This window comes from Vibrio mytili (assembly GCF_049563345.1).
Classification (GTDB): domain Bacteria; phylum Pseudomonadota; class Gammaproteobacteria; order Enterobacterales; family Vibrionaceae; genus Vibrio; species Vibrio mytili.
On record NZ_CP110481.1, the window covers coordinates 2,586,163 to 2,603,486 of the forward strand.

At 44.2% G+C, this 17,324-nt stretch carries 18 protein-coding genes and 1 pseudogene; 4 read left to right on the forward strand and 15 right to left on the reverse strand.

Translation table 11 applies throughout. From position 1 onward, the window contains the following. Positions 1–482: 482 nt before the first annotated feature. The 7 genes and pseudogenes from ONE56_RS11895 to dusA all read right to left on the reverse strand — a co-directional run bounded on the left by ONE56_RS11895 (position 483) and on the right by dusA (position 7,531). Positions 483–1,262 (reverse strand): phosphoadenylyl-sulfate reductase, encoded by a 780-nt coding sequence (locus tag ONE56_RS11895; RefSeq protein ID WP_331439026.1) that lies wholly within the window; start codon positions 1,260–1,262, stop codon positions 483–485. Continuing rightward, positions 1,255–2,991, reverse strand: a complete 1,737-nt coding sequence (cysI, locus tag ONE56_RS11900) for an assimilatory sulfite reductase (NADPH) hemoprotein subunit (RefSeq protein WP_415679545.1) — start codon at positions 2,989–2,991, stop codon at positions 1,255–1,257. The genes ONE56_RS11895 and cysI overlap by 8 nt, the downstream gene beginning before the upstream one ends. Then, a pseudogene (locus ONE56_RS11905) lies at positions 2,991–4,861 on the reverse strand (assimilatory sulfite reductase (NADPH) flavoprotein subunit). The gene cysI and the pseudogene ONE56_RS11905 overlap by 1 nt, the downstream one beginning before the upstream one ends. Positions 4,862–4,978: 117 nt before the next feature. Next, the gene (locus tag ONE56_RS11910) at positions 4,979–5,209 is read right to left on the reverse strand and encodes a hypothetical protein (RefSeq protein ID WP_041154732.1); all 231 of its coding nucleotides are present in this window, start codon (positions 5,207–5,209) and stop codon (positions 4,979–4,981) included. Between the two features lie 173 nt (positions 5,210–5,382). After that, positions 5,383–6,039, reverse strand: a complete 657-nt coding sequence (locus ONE56_RS11915) for a TIGR04219 family outer membrane beta-barrel protein (protein WP_041154696.1) — start codon at positions 6,037–6,039, stop codon at positions 5,383–5,385. A 132-nt stretch (positions 6,040–6,171) separates the two neighbouring features. Next, the gene (gene pspG, locus ONE56_RS11920; RefSeq protein ID WP_041154733.1) at positions 6,172–6,387 is read right to left on the reverse strand and encodes an envelope stress response protein PspG; all 216 of its coding nucleotides are present in this window, start codon (positions 6,385–6,387) and stop codon (positions 6,172–6,174) included. Between the two features lie 163 nt (positions 6,388–6,550). Next, the gene (gene dusA, locus ONE56_RS11925) at positions 6,551–7,531 is read right to left on the reverse strand and encodes a tRNA dihydrouridine(20/20a) synthase DusA (RefSeq protein WP_423839920.1); all 981 of its coding nucleotides are present in this window, start codon (positions 7,529–7,531) and stop codon (positions 6,551–6,553) included. 304 nt (positions 7,532–7,835) lie between these two features. On the opposite strand from dusA, the gene zur reads away from it, so the two are divergent. Beyond that, a complete protein-coding gene (zur, locus tag ONE56_RS11930) occupies positions 7,836–8,300 on the forward strand; it encodes a zinc uptake transcriptional repressor Zur (RefSeq protein WP_041154698.1) in 465 nt (154 codons plus the stop codon). Positions 8,301–8,308: 8 nt separating this feature from the next. Next, complete coding sequence (locus tag ONE56_RS11935; protein ID WP_041154699.1) at positions 8,309–8,770, forward strand: chemotaxis protein CheX; 462 nt, start codon at positions 8,309–8,311, stop codon at positions 8,768–8,770. Positions 8,771–8,855: 85 nt separating this feature from the next. On the opposite strand, the gene pgi is transcribed toward ONE56_RS11935, so the two are convergent. Beyond that, positions 8,856–10,508 (reverse strand): glucose-6-phosphate isomerase, encoded by a 1,653-nt coding sequence (gene pgi / locus ONE56_RS11940; protein WP_423839921.1) that lies wholly within the window; start codon positions 10,506–10,508, stop codon positions 8,856–8,858. 298 nt (positions 10,509–10,806) lie between these two features. Between pgi and ONE56_RS11945 the strand changes: the two genes are divergently transcribed. After that, entirely contained in the window at positions 10,807–11,226 is a 420-nt protein-coding gene (locus ONE56_RS11945; protein ID WP_423839922.1) for a secondary thiamine-phosphate synthase enzyme YjbQ, read from the forward strand. A 90-nt stretch (positions 11,227–11,316) separates the two neighbouring features. On the opposite strand, the gene alr is transcribed toward ONE56_RS11945, so the two are convergent. Both alr and ONE56_RS11955 read right to left on the reverse strand, forming a co-directional pair. Beyond that, the gene (gene alr, locus ONE56_RS11950; RefSeq protein WP_423839923.1) at positions 11,317–12,402 is read right to left on the reverse strand and encodes an alanine racemase; all 1,086 of its coding nucleotides are present in this window, start codon (positions 12,400–12,402) and stop codon (positions 11,317–11,319) included. Between the two features lie 4 nt (positions 12,403–12,406). Further along, a complete protein-coding gene (locus tag ONE56_RS11955) occupies positions 12,407–13,807 on the reverse strand; it encodes a replicative DNA helicase (RefSeq protein ID WP_041154701.1) in 1,401 nt (466 codons plus the stop codon). 318 nt (positions 13,808–14,125) lie between these two features. On the opposite strand from ONE56_RS11955, the gene ONE56_RS11960 reads away from it, so the two are divergent. Further along, complete coding sequence (locus ONE56_RS11960; RefSeq protein WP_331439019.1) at positions 14,126–14,890, forward strand: DUF481 domain-containing protein; 765 nt, start codon at positions 14,126–14,128, stop codon at positions 14,888–14,890. Positions 14,891–14,985: 95 nt separating this feature from the next. Here the strand turns inward: ONE56_RS11960 and rplI are convergent, their stop codons facing one another. From rplI to rpe, 5 genes are all read right to left on the reverse strand, one after another. Next, a complete protein-coding gene (gene rplI, locus ONE56_RS11965; protein WP_041154703.1) occupies positions 14,986–15,438 on the reverse strand; it encodes a 50S ribosomal protein L9 in 453 nt (150 codons plus the stop codon). Positions 15,439–15,471: 33 nt separating this feature from the next. Continuing rightward, positions 15,472–15,699: a 30S ribosomal protein S18 gene (rpsR, locus tag ONE56_RS11970; RefSeq protein WP_000090472.1), complete on the reverse strand. Its 228-nt coding sequence runs from the start codon at positions 15,697–15,699 to the stop codon at positions 15,472–15,474. A 16-nt stretch (positions 15,700–15,715) separates the two neighbouring features. Beyond that, positions 15,716–16,018, reverse strand: a complete 303-nt coding sequence (priB, locus tag ONE56_RS11975) for a primosomal replication protein N (protein WP_041154704.1) — start codon at positions 16,016–16,018, stop codon at positions 15,716–15,718. 8 nt (positions 16,019–16,026) lie between these two features. Beyond that, entirely contained in the window at positions 16,027–16,416 is a 390-nt protein-coding gene (rpsF, locus tag ONE56_RS11980) for a 30S ribosomal protein S6 (RefSeq protein ID WP_041154705.1), read from the reverse strand. 232 nt (positions 16,417–16,648) lie between these two features. Then, the gene (gene rpe / locus ONE56_RS11985; protein ID WP_041154706.1) at positions 16,649–17,320 is read right to left on the reverse strand and encodes a ribulose-phosphate 3-epimerase; all 672 of its coding nucleotides are present in this window, start codon (positions 17,318–17,320) and stop codon (positions 16,649–16,651) included. Positions 17,321–17,324 lie beyond the last annotated feature (4 nt).

Genomic DNA, 17,324 nt, shown 5'->3' on the forward strand with positions numbered 1-17,324 from the left:
ATGGTCACTTCGTATCATTGAAACCTAATTTGAAACCTAAGTTTCTAATTGGATTATCATCAACGAGTGCCCACACAGATTGATAGGTCTATATTGTTAAAGAGCGCTCTTCTTTGTGACTCACACCACTTCGGAAGAGGCGGCCATTCTAGCGAGATAATTTTTAGTGTCAAACACTTTTTCAAATTATTTCGTTTTACTTATTGGCCTTGTCAACTTTGCTTGAACCCTTGTGAGCCCTTGCCCTGTCGACGAGGTGGCATTATAGAGATCGCGCTCACATTGGCAAGCGTTATTTTTCAAAAATTGCAAAAATAATGGTTAAACGATGAGTTTTCGCTCAAACCCTTATTTATCCAACTTTACCCCAAAGCAATAAACAAGTTATCCACAAAACTATCCCAAACATGTGCTTTTATCCCCTATTCATAAAGAAAGCTGCTTAACAGCAGCTTTCTTTATGAATAGGGGGCGCTCTGAAGTTATATACCAGAACCATCCTGTTCAGAACCATCATCTTCGTGGAGGCCACACTCTCGTTTCAAACCAAAGAAACGAGTTTCTTCTTCTGACATTCCGGGCTCCCACTTACGAGTTGTATGTGTATCGCCTACAGAAAGATATCCTTCATCCCATAAAGGGTGATATGAGAGTCCGTGCTGCTCTAAATAGTAATGAACGTCTTTATTTGTCCAATCGATAACGGGTAAGAACTTAAACACACCATTTTGGATAGACAATATTGGCAGTCCTGAACGAGACTTACTTTGCTCCCTGCGTAAACCGGAAAGCCAAGTGCTGACATTCAGCTCTTTTAACGCTCGGCGCATTGGCTCAACTTTATTGAGCTTATTATATTTTTCGATCCCTTCTACACCCTGCTCCCAAAGTTTTCCATAGCGAGCTTCCTGCCATTGAGCACTTTCCTTCGCTCGGAATACTTTTAGATTGAGGTTAAGCTGTTCGGTTAACTCGTCAATAAAGCGATATGTTTCCGCAAATAAATACCCCGTATCAGTTAAGATCACAGGCATATCTGGTTTTACTTGGGTGACAAGATGGAGCATAACTGCCGCTTGGATACCGAAGCTTGAAGAGACCGCAAACTCTCCAGCTAAGTTTTCCAACGCCCATTTTACTCGCTCTTGTGCCGAAAGCTGTTCGAGTTCGACATTGATTTGAGCAAGACGGAGGATTTGCTCCGTCTTTGTTAATGTCAGCAACTCTGCCAGCTCCGGTTTGGAAGCTACAGAATCAAGCATGCAAATCCCTCTTAGATACTTTGACTTCTTGAATGATGCCAGCGCGAATTGCAAAATCACCAAATCCTTCGCCAGCCTCACGCTCAGCGGCCCAACGGCCTACGAGCTGATCAATCTCTTCTAGTATCTGTTTGTCAGTGATGTTCTCTTTATACATCTTCGGAATACGTGTACCCGCTCGGTTACCACCTAGGTGAAGGTTATAACGACCTGGAGCTTTACCGACTAAACCAATTTCAGCCAGCATTGCACGGCCACAGCCATTTGGACAGCCAGTAACACGCAGGATGATGTTGTCGCCTTCAGGTAAACCATGTTTTTCTAGGATACCTTCTACATCAGTTACAAACTGAGGTAGGAAACGTTCGGCTTCAGCCATGGCAAGCGGGCAGGTCGGGAACGCCACACACGCCATTGAGTTTTTACGCTGTTCACTGACGCTATCATCCACTAAGCCATGCTCACGAGCGATCTTCTCGATCAGCTCTTTTTGATCAGCAGGCACCCCAGCAACAATCAGGTTTTGGTTAGCTGTCATGCGGAAATCACCTTTGTGAATTTTCGCGATTTCAGCGACACCCGTTTTTAGTGGCTTACCTGGGTAGTCCAATAAGCGACCATTTTCGATAAACATTGCTAGGTGGAACTTGCCATCAATACCTTCTACCCAACCAATGCGGTCGCCCCGTTCAGTAAACTCATAAGGACGACTTGCTTCAAACTGAATACCAGCACGCTTTTCTACTTCGGCTTTAAAAACATCAATACCGACACGATCTAGCGTGTACTTAGTTTTGGCGTTCTTACGGTTTGAACGGTTACCCCAATCACGCTGAGTTGTTACAACTGCTGCTGCAACATCGAGTGTCTTGTCTAGAGAAACAAAACCGAAATCATCCGCACGACGAGCGTAAGTGGACGTATCGCCATGCGTCATTGCCAGACCACCCCCAACGAGCACGTTGAAACCAACTAATTTTCCATTATCAGCAATAGCGACAAAGTTCAGGTCGTTCGCATGCACATCCACATCATTTTGTGGAGGGATGACAACGGTTGTCTTAAACTTGCGTGGTAAGTAGTTTTTACCAAGAATTGGCTCGTCTTCTTCTGTTGATTCAACTTTCTCGCCGTCTAACCAAATTTCAGCATAAGCGCGCGTTTTTGGTAGAAGATGCTCACTGATCTTCTTCGCCCATTCATACGCTTCTTGGTGAAGCTCAGATTCTACAGGGTTAGTGGTGCACAACACATTACGGTTAACGTCACCCGCCGTTGCAATAGAGTCAATACCAATACTGTTCAGCGTTTGGTGCATCAACTTGATGTTTGGCTTCAGTACACCGTGGAACTGGAACGTTTGGCGTGTAGTCAGACGGATACTTCCATATAGAGAGTGCTCCGTCGCAAACTTATCAATCGCTAACCACTGTTTTGGAGTAATAATACCGCCAGGCATACGAGCACGAAGCATCACATTATGAAGCGGTTCCAGTTTTTGCTTGGTTCGCTCATTACGAATATCACGATCATCTTGTTGATACATACCATGGAAGCGAATCAGCTGGAAGTTATCTGCCGTAAACCCACCCGTTATGCGATCCTGTAAATCTTGCTCTATGGTTCCCCGTAGTAAGTTACTTTGACCTTTAAGGCGCTCGTTATCTGACAGTGTTCCTAACTCTTCGCCTAATACAACCTGCTTATTATTTTCAATAGAAAAAGTCATTAGTACACATCCCTTTGATAACGTTTCGCTTTACGTAAGTCATTAATAAATTGTTCAGCATCGTCGCGAGGCATTTTACCTTCCTGCTCAGCAACGATAATAAGTGCGTCATGGACATCTTTAGCCATACGTGTTGCATCTCCACACACGTAGATATATGCACCGTCCTGAATCCATTGCCATACTTGTGCAGCATTTTCTAAAATGCGGTGCTGTACGTACACCTTTTCCGCCTGGTCACGGCTAAAAGCAACATCCAATCGGCTTAACGCGCCCGATTTTAGATACTTCTGCCACTCCACCTGGTACAAGAAATCTTGTGTGAAAGTGCGATCGCCAAAAAACAACCAGCTCTTACCTTCCGCATCTCGGTTTTCACGCTCTTGAATAAAACTGCGGAACGGCGCAATACCGGTACCAGGACCAATCATTAGAATAGGTGTATTATTATCTTCTGGAAGTTTGAAGTTATTATTATGCTCAATAAAGACTTTTACTTCTCCGCCCTCTTCTAGTCGTTGAGTCAGGAAGCTAGAGGCTCCACCGTAACGTTTTTCTTCGTTGTGATCGTACTCAACCAGGCCTACCGTCAAATGTACTTCTTCATCGACTTCTGTTTGGCTTGATGCAATTGAATACAGACGCGGTGTCAAGCGACGAAGTAACCCTACCAGCTCATCGGCAGTGAGCTTGGTTTTCTTCTCTGAAAGAACGTCAACAATCTGAGTGGTAGCGGCGTATTCACGGAGCTTATCTTTATCTTCAACGAGCTTTTGTAATTTTTTGCTACCCGATAACTCGGCAAACTTAGTTACCAGTTGAGGGTTTGATGTCGTAATTTCATATTTACCAACTAGGGCGCTGTGAACCGATAAGCTTTCACCATCAACGTCAACGGTTTCCACACCAGACAATCCAACTTTACCAAGAATGGCGTTTGCCAATTCGGAGCTGTTTTCGAACCATACACCTAGCGCATCACCTGGCTGATATGTGAGACCTGAGCCCTCTAAGTCGATCTCAACGTGACGGACATCTTTACCTGAATCACGACCGGTGATTTTTTGACTGGTCAGTAATGTCGCGGTGTACGGGTTTTGCTTGTTGTATTGAGAATGCGCTGTCGCAGCTTGACCCACAGGGAGTTGCACAACGTCCGCTTCATTGCCAGTCGACAGTGTCTCTTTCACTTTTGCTAAAGCATTTTTTCGCCACTCTGAAGCCTCGGCTTCATAATCAACATCACAATCAATACGATCAATAAAAGGTTTTGCACCTAATTTTGACAAATAAGCATCAAAGTCTTTACCTGTCTGGCAGAAAAACTCATAACTCGAATCACCAAGCGCAACCACGCCATATTGTAGATTTTCCAGCTTTGGTGCTTTTTAGATTGCAAAAACTCATGCAACTCAATTGCGTTGTCTGGGGCTTCACCTTCACCATTCGTCGAAGCGACGATGATTACATGCGTCTCTTTAGCGAGATTCTTACCTTTGTAATCACTGGCATCAAACAATTCAACGGCAATCCCTTCTGCTTTTGCTTCTTGCTCCAACGCTTCGGCAACCCCTTTGGCATTACCGGTTTGAGAAGCAAAAATGATACTCAGCTTACCTGCTGGCTGAGCAGATACTGCTAATCCAGCTTGAGCAACGGGCGTCGCTGCGGCACTCGTTTGATGTTGCGCTAACCCCCAAAAATATCCACTCACCCAAGCAAGTTGTTGTGAAGACAGTTCTGAGACAGTTTGTTGAAGTGAGTTGATTTGTTGGTCATTCAGCGGGCTTAAAATTGGAGAGGCTCCAGTTTGCCCGTTGTTATTTTCAGACATATTATTTCGAGAATACTCATTCTTTTGGAAAGACATTGTCACGACATCCCTATTCATTGCGTGACGATAGAGTACCCACTCTCTTTAATAACAAGAAAGAATAGAAGTGAATGTTTTATAACTTTTTGGAAGTAAGCATGGCCTATGATTTGCTCAACGGTCTTCAATTCGGACCTGCTGAAAGCCCACCGCCATCGCAGATTTTGAAGCCGTGTCTAAGTCTTCATAAAGACATTCTTCACCATGACTGTCGGTTAAAAGCACGAAACCACCTCGTGCATGCCTGAACTCCACAACCCATCCTCCTTCTTGAATAGATGGCTCAATAATCGCCTCGACAAGCTGGTTTTCACGAAATAGATGTCTTAATTCATTTACGGTCATCGCCATCCCTGCTCTAACTTTCATATTGATCCTAGATAAGCATGGTCTAACTGAAGAAAAGAGGGAAAAAAATTGAGGAGATATAATAAAGTGGTATAAAAAAACGTCGCTTATAATGCGACGTTTTAAAATACCCGACAGGCAGCACTTTCATCCGCTTTGGAGAATAGACTTTAGAACTGATACTCAGCACCGAAAAAGAAGCCATCGGCAAAAATATACTCTTTCCCTAAATCGGATATAAACGTTTCTGATTCGAGGTCAATGACACGATACCCACCTTTGAAAGCAAGCTGAGAGGCGTTTAAGGGGAGCCGATACTGCACACCCGCAATGAAATCTGTACTCTTGATACCATGGTTATCACCAAAGCTTACTTCACCAATCACGTCAAAGTGAGTATCGGGAACATTAATCTCAGCGTAGCCATACCATGCCCAAACAAACTTATCGAAATCTGAGTTGCTATCGTCAGCGGCATTAATGTACTTTGTGTCACTTAAATCACTGAAACTAATCCCCGCATCAAAATGCAGCAAGTCATGCTCTAATAATTGGTAATACAACGTAAGATCCAATTTATCGAACCCCATGTAGTCGGCATCGATACTAGAGTAGCGCAGGCGAGCATTCGGAACGTATTTTACACCGTGTTCAATTGATGCATAGAAAGATCCTGTAGTATGGCGCTCTCTTCTTACTTCATTTACTTTTGTGTCTGCCAACCACACTTCTGCACCAGCTTTTGTGGTTACAGAATTCCCCGCAAAAGTAGGAAGAGACGCGGCTAACGATAGTGCTGTTAAAGCGATGGTCGCTTTATTTGTCATTGTCGTATTTACTCCGAGATAACTGGGGGTTTACCCATTTAAACAAGCGACTTCAAGATGCTTGCATATCGTTATTGTACGTAAATAGTATCATATTCTTAGTCAGCCCTATCAAATAAATCCAAGATCTCGTTACTTGTAGCGTGGTTGAGCGACAACACTTTTAAAAAACCAAATACCTAAGGCTATTACGATCAACCAAGGCAATAACTTAAAAACCATACCAAGCATGCCCAGCAAGAACATGACGACCAAAGCGATACCTGTAGCAACAAAAACCGTCATCATAGTGATACCTGTAACAAGTAAAGTTGCGATAAAAACTAAAATAAAGATCAGCTCTAACATAATCATTTCTCCAATCATTTTCTAATCATTTAGAGCAGTTTCCGTACCAACTATTATAAAACATCCAACCTACTGATCTTAATATAAAAATAAAGCTAGAGTGAATAACACACTCTAGCTTTACTTTTATATATTGGTGATTGTGACCAATCTATGGTGAATTTTACACATTCAGCTCTTTGGGGATTTTTGCCAATGCGGCTTGTAATACTTCTAGTCCCGAGCCTGGTTTATGAGCATTTTCACTGATGTAGCGACGCCACTGACGAGCACCTGGCATACTTTGAAACAACCCCAGCATATGACGTGTAATATGACCAAGGTATGCACCCTTTGCCAATTGAGCCTCAATATACGGATACATTTCTTCGACAATTTCACTGCGCTTCTTAATCGGTGAGTCACAGCCAAACAGTTCTTGGTCCACTGACGCAAGTATATAAGGGCTTTGATATGCTTCACGTCCGATCATGACGCCATCCAGATGTTGAAGATGCTCCTTTGCTTCTTCTAATGACTTGACGCCACCATTAATGGCGATGGTCAAATGCGAAAAGTCTTTCTTCAATTGATAAGCGCGAGGGTAATCCAGAGGTGGAATCTCACGGTTCTCTTTCGGACTCAGGCCACTCAACCAAGCTTTGCGTGCGTGAATAGTAAATTGCTCACAACCACCTTTCTCGGACACGATTGAGATAAAGTCCGTCAAGAATTGATAAGAATCTTGCTCATCAATACCAATTCGCGTTTTAACAGTGACGGGGATATCAACCACATCTTTCATTGACGCAACGCAATCTGCGACCAATTGTGGTTCTGCCATCAAACAAGCACCAAAGCGGCCATTTTGTACTCTGTCTGAAGGGCAACCGACATTTAAGTTAACCTCATCATAGCCACGCTCTTGCGCGAGCTTTGCACATTTGGCTAAATCCTCCGGATTCGAACCACCTAACTGAAGGGCAATGGGATGCTCCTCTTCGTTATAAGCAAGGAAATCTCCTTTTCCATGAATGATCGCCCCTGTGGTCACCATCTCAGTGTACAGTAGGGTTTCTTTAGTCATTAAGCGATGGAAGTAGCGACAATGACGGTCAGTCCAGTCAAGCATCGGAGCTACTGAGAGCCTGCACGAATGAGTCATGATTTAAACACCCTTTTTATATTGCCAAGGTTGAGCGTAACGGCTCGCTCAAAAAATAAGTCGGGTATTGTATACCCAGTCACTTCAAGGTGCCAGTATCCGAGACAATGCCTCACATTTCCTCACGCGTAGCCAGTTCAGAGTCGCTACATATCACTATCGTTATGTTATTTTGTGACACCACTTACCTTGCCAATTGCTTTCAACTAACTTTATCTCATGATTTTCGATCTGATAGCAGGTAAAATGAGTTTTTCTAAGCGAATATCATCTTCGTATATAGAAATATATTACTCGGATAATTATGGTGGAAGGTTTGAGTCCAACAATCATTGAACAAGTTGAACATATTTGCGCAGAGCGTGGGGTTAGATTGACTCCGCAACGCCGACGAGTTTTTGAACTCATCTGCTCGAGCCGCAGTGCCTCAAGTGCGTATGAGTTGTTAGAACAATTAAAAGTCAGTGAGCCTCAGGCTAAGCCGCCGACGGTGTATAGAGCGTTAGATTTTCTTCTTGAACAAGGCTTCATTCACAGAGTAGAGTCCACCAACAGTTTTATCACTTGTTGTTCATTTAATAACCAGCAACACTTTTTCCAACTGCTTATTTGTGATAAATGTGGTGATGTCGTTGAACTCGAAGATGAGACATTGATATCCTTACTCGCAGAAAATGCAGAAAAGCTTGGATTCAAACTAACTAATCAAGTTATTGAAACCCATGGCGAGTGCCAAGCGTGTTCGTCTAAGACGAAAGAAAAAGTATAGAAGAAATTATGCGTGCTGAATTTGTAAATCCGTTTTTAGCTTCTTTAATGAATGTTCTAAAAACCATGGCTTCTCTTGAGCTGAAGCCACAAAAACCTCGAATCAAAAAAGATGAGATCGCACGTGGTGACGTTTCTGGTCTTATTGGCATGGTTGGTCCACAAACACGTGGTTCCATGTCGATTACCTTTGATGAAGCGCTAGCACTTGAAATCATGCATAATATGCTTGGTGAGCGACCAAATGGGCTCAATGAAGAAGTCACTGACATGGTAGGTGAAATCACCAACATGGTTACAGGTGGGGCGAAACGTATTCTGGCAGAGAGCGGTTTCGATTTTGATATGGCGACACCTGTCGTGGTATCAGGCAAAGGTCATACAATCCGTCACAAGTGTGAGGGTTCTATCATCATCATGCCGTTTACCTCTCAATGGGGCAACGCTTTTATCGAAATCTGCTTCGAATAGCCCGGTTCCAAGCCTAAAAGCGCAATAAATATCAACAAAAAGACCAGCCATAGGCTGGTCTTTTTAGTAGTAACTCAATCAAACATTATGCTTTATAAGCTTTGAATGCATTGATCAAACCGTTGGTTGAACTATCGTGTGAGCTGATTTGAGCGTCATCAGCTAGCTCTGGCAAGATCTGGTTAGCGAGCTGCTTGCCTAGCTCAACGCCCCATTGGTCAAAACTGAAGATATTCCAGATTACCCCTTGTACAAAAATCTTGTGTTCGTACATCGCGATCAGGTTACCTAAAGTACGAGGTGTGATTTGCTTAACCAAGATAGAGTTAGTCGGGCGGTTACCTTCAAATACTTTGAACGGCGCAATAGCCGCAACTTCTTCCGCACCTTTACCTGCAAGAACCAACTCTTCTTTTACTGTTTCTTCACTCTTACCAAACGCAAGGGCTTCTGTTTGTGCAAAGAAGTTCGACATCAATTTCTGATGATGATCGCTGGTTGGGTTGTGACTAATAGCCGGTGCAATAAAATCACATGGAATCAGCTTAGTACCCTGGTGGATAAGCTGGTAGAACGCGTGCTGGCCGTTAGTGCCTGGCTCACCCCAGATGATAGGGCCAGTTTGGTAAGTCACTGCGTTGCCATCTCGGTCAACGTACTTACCGTTTGATTCCATATTGCCTTGCTGGAAGTACGCCGCGAAACGGTGCATGTACTGGTCATAAGGTAGGATAGCTTCCGACTCTGCGCCATGGAAGTTGTTGTACCAAATACCGATAAGCGCAAGAATTACTGGGATATTGCTTTCTAGCTCTGTTGATACGAAGTGCTTATCCATCTCGTGTGCGCCATCAAGTAGCTCAACAAAGTTGTCGTAACCTACTGCAAGTGCAATTGAAAGACCGATAGCAGACCAAAGCGAGTAGCGACCGCCAACCCAATCCCAGAACTCAAACATGTTATCGGTATCGATACCGAATTCAGAAACTGCAGTCGCGTTAGTTGAAAGCGCGGCAAAGTGCTTCGCCACATGAGCTTGATCGCCTGCTGTTTCAAGGAACCAATCACGAGCAGAGTGTGCGTTCGTCATGGTTTCTTGCGTCGTAAATGTTTTAGATGCAATCAAGAACAACGTGGTTTCTGGATCAACCTTCTTTAAGGTTTCAACGATGTGTGTACCATCAACGTTCGAAACAAAGTGTAGGTTTAGGTGGTTTTTGTATGGCGCCAAAGCTTCTGTCACCATGTAAGGACCTAGGTCAGAACCGCCGATACCAATGTTAACGATGTCCGTGATCGCTTTACCTGTGTAACCTTTCCATTCACCACCGATAACACGCTCAGTGAACAATTTTATTTTCTCTAGAACTGCGTTCACTGCTGGCATCACATCTTCGCCATCAACAAGAACTGGCGTATTGGAACGGTTACGCAAAGCAGTATGAAGAACCGCGCGACCTTCCGTTTGGTTGATAGCGTCACCACTGAACATCGCTTCAATTGCAGATTTGAGCTCAGTTTCTTTCGCAAGCGCGAATAGATGCTTAAGTGTTTCCTCATTGATGAGGTTTTTTGAATAGTCGACCAGAATATCAGCGCCAAAATGGACTGAATAGTTGTCAAAACGAGCAGCGTCTTGAGCAAATAGCGCTTTAAGGTCCATATCTTGCGCAGATTCAAAATGCGCAGTAAGCGCTTTCCACGCTTGTGTTTGCGTTGGATTGATGTTTTTCAACATGGTATTTATCCCGATGTTACAGTAGGTTCCATTCCTTACAGTCTAGCGAAACTGCGGAATCCCCGATTTAGCAAAAAAGTGAATATTATTGAGATGTTTGGGCATTTGGCCACAAAACAAGTCTTTGTAATTTATTTTCAGTCGCCAATTATGACCGAGAGCGCATACCCTCGCATTGAGTTAGGTCACGTTAGCTAGCCTGTTTTCTACCATTCGCCTATGATAAATGTTCTACATTTTAACAGGCTCTAATTGGAATAGGATAGACGCCAAATTAGAAATGTCCAAAGGAAGACTTATGTGGGCGCAAAAAACATTACATTTAAAAGCAAAACATCGCGGGTTTCACTTAATTACTGATGAAATTGAACAACAACTGCCACAAATCAACTCACTTTCAGTAGGTTTGTTACACCTATTTATTCAACATACTTCCGCTAGTTTGACCCTAAATGAAAATGCGGATCCAACCGTGCGTACCGATATGGAATCCCATTTCAATAAATTCGTCCCTGAGCGAGCGCCGTATTATCAGCATACTTATGAAGGGGATGACGATATGCCCGCACACATTAAAGCATCAACACTTGGCAGCAGTGTGACAATTCCGATCCAAAATGGCCAGTTAGCACTAGGAACCTGGCAAGGAATTTACTTGGGAGAGCATCGCGACTTTGGCGGCAGTCGCCGTATTATTGCGACCATCAATGGTGAGTAACGAGTAAAAAGATAAATTTAAGGCTAATCCCGATAAGTTTTTTAACTGGATTAGCCTAATGAAAGTTGCTTCTACTTCGGTTCTGATTATTTATTTGGAATATTCCATATCAACGCGAGGCGTGAGTTTGGTGACCAACTCATAGGCAATGGTGCCAATGTAGTTCGCGACTTCTTCTACGGGTAACTCGTTACCCCAAAGTATCGCTTCATCACCGACTTTGTCCGTGGCATCAGGTCCTAAATCAACGGTAAGCATATCCATTGAAACTCGCCCTGCGATTGGAACCTTGCGTCCGTTGACCCAAACGGGTGTACCATTCGGGGCGGTTCTAGGGTAACCATCGCCATAGCCAATCGCAATAACCCCCACTTGGGTGTCTCGCTCACTGGTCCACAGACCACCATAACCGACGCTCTCTCCCTTTTTCACTTCGCGAACGGCGATAAGGTGAGATTTCAGAGTCATCACCGGTCGATAACCTAGCTCTTGAGCGGTTTTATCATCAAACGGAGAAACACCGTACATGATGATTCCCGGACGAACCCAATCTAATTGACTTTGTGGCCATGCGAGTAACCCTGATGATGCAGCCAGTGAGCGTTCCCCTTCACAGCCCGCAGTTAAAGAATTAAACAACTCAATTTGTTGTAAGGTAATATCACTTTCCAACTCGTCAGCACAGCCAAAATGACTGATGTAACGCAGCGGTTTGGCAACATTCACACATTCATTCAGTCGCGATGTCAGCTGTTCAAATTGTTCAGGGCGCACACCTAAACGATGCATCCCACTGTCGATCTTGAGCCAAACGACCACCGGATTGTCTAATTCAGCCTGCTCAAGTGCGATGACTTGCTCCTCACAGTGCACTACGGTCTGAATGTTATTCGTCACTAAAACTGGTAAATCGCCTGATGAATAAAAACCTTCGAGCAACAAGATCGGTTTCACGACGCCACAGGCTCTTAACTGCAGTGCCTCTTCGATTCGTGCCACACCATAGCCATCCGCAGCCATGGCGCTATTTGCCACATGACGCAATCCATGCCCATAACCATTGGCTTTCACTACCGCCATCACTTTGCTATCTGGTGCTTGAGCTTTAACTCTTTGTAAGTTGTGCTGCAGCGCCGATAAATCAATGCATGCCCTAGCTGCTTTCATATAACTCATTGCATTACTCATCATCAATATCAAACGCAGGACCAGCGTAATTATCAAAACGCGAGTGCTGTCCTTGGAATGTCAAGCGTACCGAGCCAATAGGACCATTACGCTGTTTACCCAAAATGATTTCAGCCGTACCTTTATATGGACTATCTGGATGGTAAACCTCATCACGATAGATAAACATGATTAAGTCCGCGTCCTGCTCGATAGAGCCTGATTCACGCAAATCTGAGTTCACTGGTCGTTTATCCGATCGTTGCTCTAGGGAACGGTTTAGCTGGGATAGTGCAACAACGGGTACATTCAATTCTTTCGCGAGCGCCTTAAGCGAGCGAGATATTTCTGCGATTTCCAGAGTACGGTTATCCGTTAACGCAGGGACTCGCATCAATTGTAGGTAATCGACCATTATCATGGATAAACCGCCATGTTCACGTGCAACACGACGGGCACGCGAACGAACTTCAGTTGGTGTTAAACCTGAGCTGTCATCGATGTACATATTCTTCTTCTGCATGAGAATCCCCATACTAGAAGATATCCTTGCCCAATCTTCATCATCAAGCTGACCTGTACGAATTTTGGTTTGGTCAACACGAGAAAGGGAAGCCAACATACGCATCATCAACTGTTCTGCAGGCATCTCTAGTGAAAAGATCAGTACCGGTTTGTCTTGTTGCATGGCTGCATTTTCACACAAGTTCATCGCAAAAGTGGTTTTACCCATCGAAGGACGTGCGGCAACGATAACCAAGTCAGAGCCTTGTAAACCAGCGGTTTTCTTGTTGAGGTCGGTAAATCCGGTGTCAACACCAGTGACGCCATCTTGTGGCGTTTTATACAACAACTCGATCCGTTCTAAGGTTTTCTCCAAGATGTTGTCGACATTTTGCGGCCCTTCGTTCTCGCTAGTTCGAGACTCAGCGATAGCAAATACTTTACTCTCCGCTAGGTCAATCAAATCTTCAGAGCTCCGCCCTTGAGGATCATAACCCGCATCCGCGATCTCATTGGCGACGCCAATTAAACCACGTACGATTGCTCGCTCAGCAACAATATCCGCATACGCATTAATGTTTGCCGCACTTGGCGTATTTTTAGCTAAGTCGGCAAGGTATGCAAAACCGCCAACATCGTCTAACTGCTCATGACGCTCGAGGTATTCCGACAACGTGATCAGGTCAAGCGGCTTACCTTGTTCGAGGATGGTTTTTACCCCCTCGAAAATAAGACGGTGTGGGCGACTGTAGAAATCACTGCTGACAACGCGCTCTGCGACGGTATCCCAACGTTCATTGTCGAGTAAGAGACCACCGATCACTGATTGCTCTGCTTCTAATGAGTGAGGCGGCACCTTGAGTGCTTCGACCTGACTGTCTGAAGGTTTGCGATTTCTATTTTCCGCCATGATTTTGCTCTATAACTACTGATAACAGGGGATTATAACCTTAACCCATCTGAGATGCTTGTTTGAAGAGAAAATTAGTTGTTAAGAATCAGAGTAACAATAACCAAAAAGTGTCGATATTTCTCACCTCCCCCACAGAGGAAAAACAACACTGTAAACGGCGACTTTCAAATGTATTTCCCGCAAAATATCACCGAAAAACGGATTTTTATGATGGGTTAGAGGTCACCAGATCTAATAAAATTTAACCAACCATTGACCAAAGTCAGTATCTGTATCAGTATCATGCCCTTTCTGTTAATAACGTTCGAGGTTTATGTGTCCCGATACTGGCTACTTAGCTTTAGCGCACTATGCATGGGAGCATCGTATGCTAATGAATCAGTACAGCCAGAGCAAAATATTGATACGCCTAATCCACTCAGCACCGAGGTTGAGTTTGGCTATCAAGCTCACACAGGTAACACGGACTCTCGTTCCCTGAATGCTCGTTTGAGTGCTGAATATACATCTGGTCGACACCGTTCTTATGGGGAGTGGAAATACTACAACCTGTATAAAGACGGCGAGGAAGATAAGCGTTCCTCTACTTACTCAATGCAAAGCGATTACAAGTTAGGCCCCAAAACCTACTTGTATGGCAGCTTTAAAGGCGTTGATTCTCGCTATAGTGCGTATTACAAAGACTATACTTTATCCGGTGGTTTGGGTTATCAGTTTGCTTACACGCAAAACTTCACATTAGAAGTTGAGGTCGGTCCTGGTTTTCGCTACCAAGAGCCAAATTTGGATGAGATCGATGACGACGACATTATCTTCCCTGATATCGTTCGTGAAGGGATTTTTCGGGGTAATGTCAGCGCTTCATGGCAAGCATTAGATAACTTAAGCTTTACAACCAACATCACTATGATTACGGGTAAAAGTAACCTCAATGTAGATAGTGAAATCAGTGCAATTAATGAAATCACTGAAGATATCGCTTTGAAACTGACTCATTCACGTCAATACCACGATAAAGTGCCGGAAGGTTTGAGCAAGGCGGACAGTATCTTTTCTGTTAACCTGTTGTTTGCGTTCTAATATCCAACACAGTAATCTCCTCTAAATATCAGATCCCAGACATAAAAAAAGCACCTCCTAGGAGGTGCTTTTTACTATTTCGTCTTGATACTGAATTACTCAGCAGCAACAACCTGTACTTTCGCAGTAGCGAAAACTTCAGAGTGAAGTTGAACGCTGATTTCGAATTCACCAGTTGTACGTAGAGCACCTTCAGGAAGGCGAACTTCGCTCTTAGCAACTTCAACGCCTGCCGCTGTAATAGCGTCAGCGATGTCACGAGTACCGATAGAACCGAATAGTTTGCCTTCGTCACCAGCTTTAGAAGCGATAACAACAGCTTCTAGAGCGTTAACTTTCTCAGCGCGAGCTTCAGCAGCAGCTAGTTGCTCAGCAACTTTAGCTTCTAGTTCAGCACGACGTGCTTCGAACATTTCAACGTTGCCTTTAGTCGCCATAACTGCTTTACCCTGTGGGATAAGGAAGTTACGCGCGTAACCAGATTTAACGTTAACTGTATCGCCAAGACCACCTAGGTTACCGATTTTATCAAGTAGAATAACTTGCATTGCTTAATCCTCTTTCTTAATAAACGGAACCGATTACTGATGCTTGTCAGTGTACGGTAGTAGAGCTAGGTAGCGTGAACGCTTGATAGCACGTGCTAGTTGACGCTGGTACTTAGCGCTTGTACCAGTGATACGGCTAGGTACGATTTTACCAGCTTCAGTGATGTAGTTTTTAAGAGTTGCTACGTCTTTGTAATCAATCTCTTGTACGCCTTCTGCAGTAAAACGGCAGAATTTACGACGACGGAAGAAACGAGCCATGGGCTATCTCCTGATCTTAAATTTGAGTAATGTTGTCGGCATGTAACACTAATTTTCCTACGCCATTTCGGCCAGTTTGATAAGCAACAAAACCACTTACCTTAATGTTACTGCCTGGTACTAAATTCTGAGTTAGTGCTTGTGACCCCACCCCGCTGACAACTACCGGCATACGACAATAAACTTGTCTCGGTAAATCAGCCTCGATAACAGTAGAGCGATGCTCTAGCCAAAACCGACAGTGTTCAATTCCACTTGGGCTTTTACTACGAATGGGCGGCTTGGCAATGGTGCCACTCAGCTCCATTCGATTGGTCATAACAGAACTTACTCAGCAGCTTCTGACTTAGCTTCAGGCTTAGCTTCAGAACGCTCTTCACGACGTGGAGCACGCTCTTCTTTTTGCTTAAGCATGATAGATTGCTCAGTGATCGCTGCTTTAGTACGCATGATCATGTTACGTAGAACTGCATCGTTGAAACGGAAAGCAGTTTCTAGCTCATCAATTACAGCTTGGTCAGCTTCAACGTTCATTAGAACGTAGTGAGCTTTGTGAAGCTTGTTGATTGGGTAAGCCAGTTGACGACGACCCCAATCTTCTAGACGGTGGATAGTACCGCCAGCTTCAGTGATAGAACCAGTGTAACGCTCGATCATGCCAGCAACTTGCTCGCTTTGATCTGGGTGCACCATGAATACGATTTCGTAATGACGCATGGGTTGCTCCTTACGGATTATTCAGCTTCCACAATTGGCTCAGTCGTCCAGAGGAAGCAAGGAACTAAAGATAATTGACTGAGTTTTAAGGAGCACGAATAGTACAGAAAGGGCGCAAATTAGGCAAGTGATTATTTGCTCAGCGTTATGGATATTTTATTTCTTGCCGGCGCCAGAAACGACAAAGGCCGCCAAACGAGTCGCGACCTTGTGAATCAACAAGTTAAATGGCTTATTTTACTTCTTCCAGTTGCGCACGCATTTGATCGATCACCGCTTTATAATCTGGCTGACCAAAAATCGCAGAGCCCGCGACAAACATATCCGCACCTGCCTCAGCGATTTCACGGATGTTATCAACTTTTACGCCACCATCAATTTCTAAACGAATATCGCGGCCCGACTCATCAATCATTTTACGTACAGCACGTAGCTTATCCAACGTATGAGGAATAAACGACTGCCCGCCAAAACCAGGGTTCACTGACATAAGAAGAATCATATCAACTTTATCCATGATGAACTCAAGACTTGCCAGTGGTGTAGCTGGGTTTAGCACAACACCCGCTTTACAGCCATGCTCTTTGATAAGTTGCAGTGTACGATCAACATGCTCAGACGCTTCAATATGGAAGGTGATCATAGAGGCACCGGCTTTAGCAAAATCAGGGATAATGCGGTCTACGGGCTTAACCATCAAATGGACATCGATGGGTGCGGTAATCCCATAATCGCGCAGCGCTTTACATATAGGCGCACCAAAAGTCAGGTTTGGCACGTAGTGGTTATCCATAACATCGAAATGCACCACATCCGCCCCCGCCGCAAGTACTTTTTCGACGTCTTCACCAAGACGTGCAAAATCCGCAGACAAAATGGATGGAGCAATAAGAAAATCTTTCATACCT

What these genes read in the sequence shown, in the direction of transcription:
- ONE56_RS11910 (WP_041154732.1), bottom strand. Translation starts at nt 5,209, where the DNA reads ATGACCGTAAATGAATTAAGACATCTATTTCGTGAAAACCAGCTTGTC.
- priB (WP_041154704.1), bottom strand. Translation starts at nt 16,018, where the DNA reads ATGACCAATCGAATGGAGCTGAGTGGCACCATTGCCAAGCCGCCCATT.
- zur (WP_041154698.1), top strand. Translation starts at nt 7,836, where the DNA reads ATGGTGGAAGGTTTGAGTCCAACAATCATTGAACAAGTTGAACATATT.
- dusA (WP_423839920.1), bottom strand. Translation starts at nt 7,531, where the DNA reads ATGACTCATTCGTGCAGGCTCTCAGTAGCTCCGATGCTTGACTGGACT.
- ONE56_RS11955 (WP_041154701.1), bottom strand. Translation starts at nt 13,807, where the DNA reads ATGGCGGAAAATAGAAATCGCAAACCTTCAGACAGTCAGGTCGAAGCA.
- ONE56_RS11895 (WP_331439026.1), bottom strand. Translation starts at nt 1,262, where the DNA reads ATGCTTGATTCTGTAGCTTCCAAACCGGAGCTGGCAGAGTTGCTGACA.
- alr (WP_423839923.1), bottom strand. Translation starts at nt 12,402, where the DNA reads ATGAGTTATATGAAAGCAGCTAGGGCATGCATTGATTTATCGGCGCTG.
- ONE56_RS11915 (WP_041154696.1), bottom strand. Translation starts at nt 6,039, where the DNA reads ATGACAAATAAAGCGACCATCGCTTTAACAGCACTATCGTTAGCCGCG.
- rplI (WP_041154703.1), bottom strand. Translation starts at nt 15,438, where the DNA reads ATGCAAGTTATTCTACTTGATAAAATCGGTAACCTAGGTGGTCTTGGC.
- ONE56_RS11935 (WP_041154699.1), top strand. Translation starts at nt 8,309, where the DNA reads ATGCGTGCTGAATTTGTAAATCCGTTTTTAGCTTCTTTAATGAATGTT.
- pgi (WP_423839921.1), bottom strand. Translation starts at nt 10,508, where the DNA reads ATGTTGAAAAACATCAATCCAACGCAAACACAAGCGTGGAAAGCGCTT.
- rpsR (WP_000090472.1), bottom strand. Translation starts at nt 15,699, where the DNA reads ATGGCTCGTTTCTTCCGTCGTCGTAAATTCTGCCGTTTTACTGCAGAA.
- rpe (WP_041154706.1), bottom strand. Translation starts at nt 17,320, where the DNA reads ATGAAAGATTTTCTTATTGCTCCATCCATTTTGTCTGCGGATTTTGCA.
- rpsF (WP_041154705.1), bottom strand. Translation starts at nt 16,416, where the DNA reads ATGCGTCATTACGAAATCGTATTCATGGTGCACCCAGATCAAAGCGAG.
- cysI (WP_415679545.1), bottom strand. Translation starts at nt 2,991, where the DNA reads ATGACTTTTTCTATTGAAAATAATAAGCAGGTTGTATTAGGCGAAGAG.
- pspG (WP_041154733.1), bottom strand. Translation starts at nt 6,387, where the DNA reads ATGTTAGAGCTGATCTTTATTTTAGTTTTTATCGCAACTTTACTTGTT.
- ONE56_RS11945 (WP_423839922.1), top strand. Translation starts at nt 10,807, where the DNA reads ATGTGGGCGCAAAAAACATTACATTTAAAAGCAAAACATCGCGGGTTT.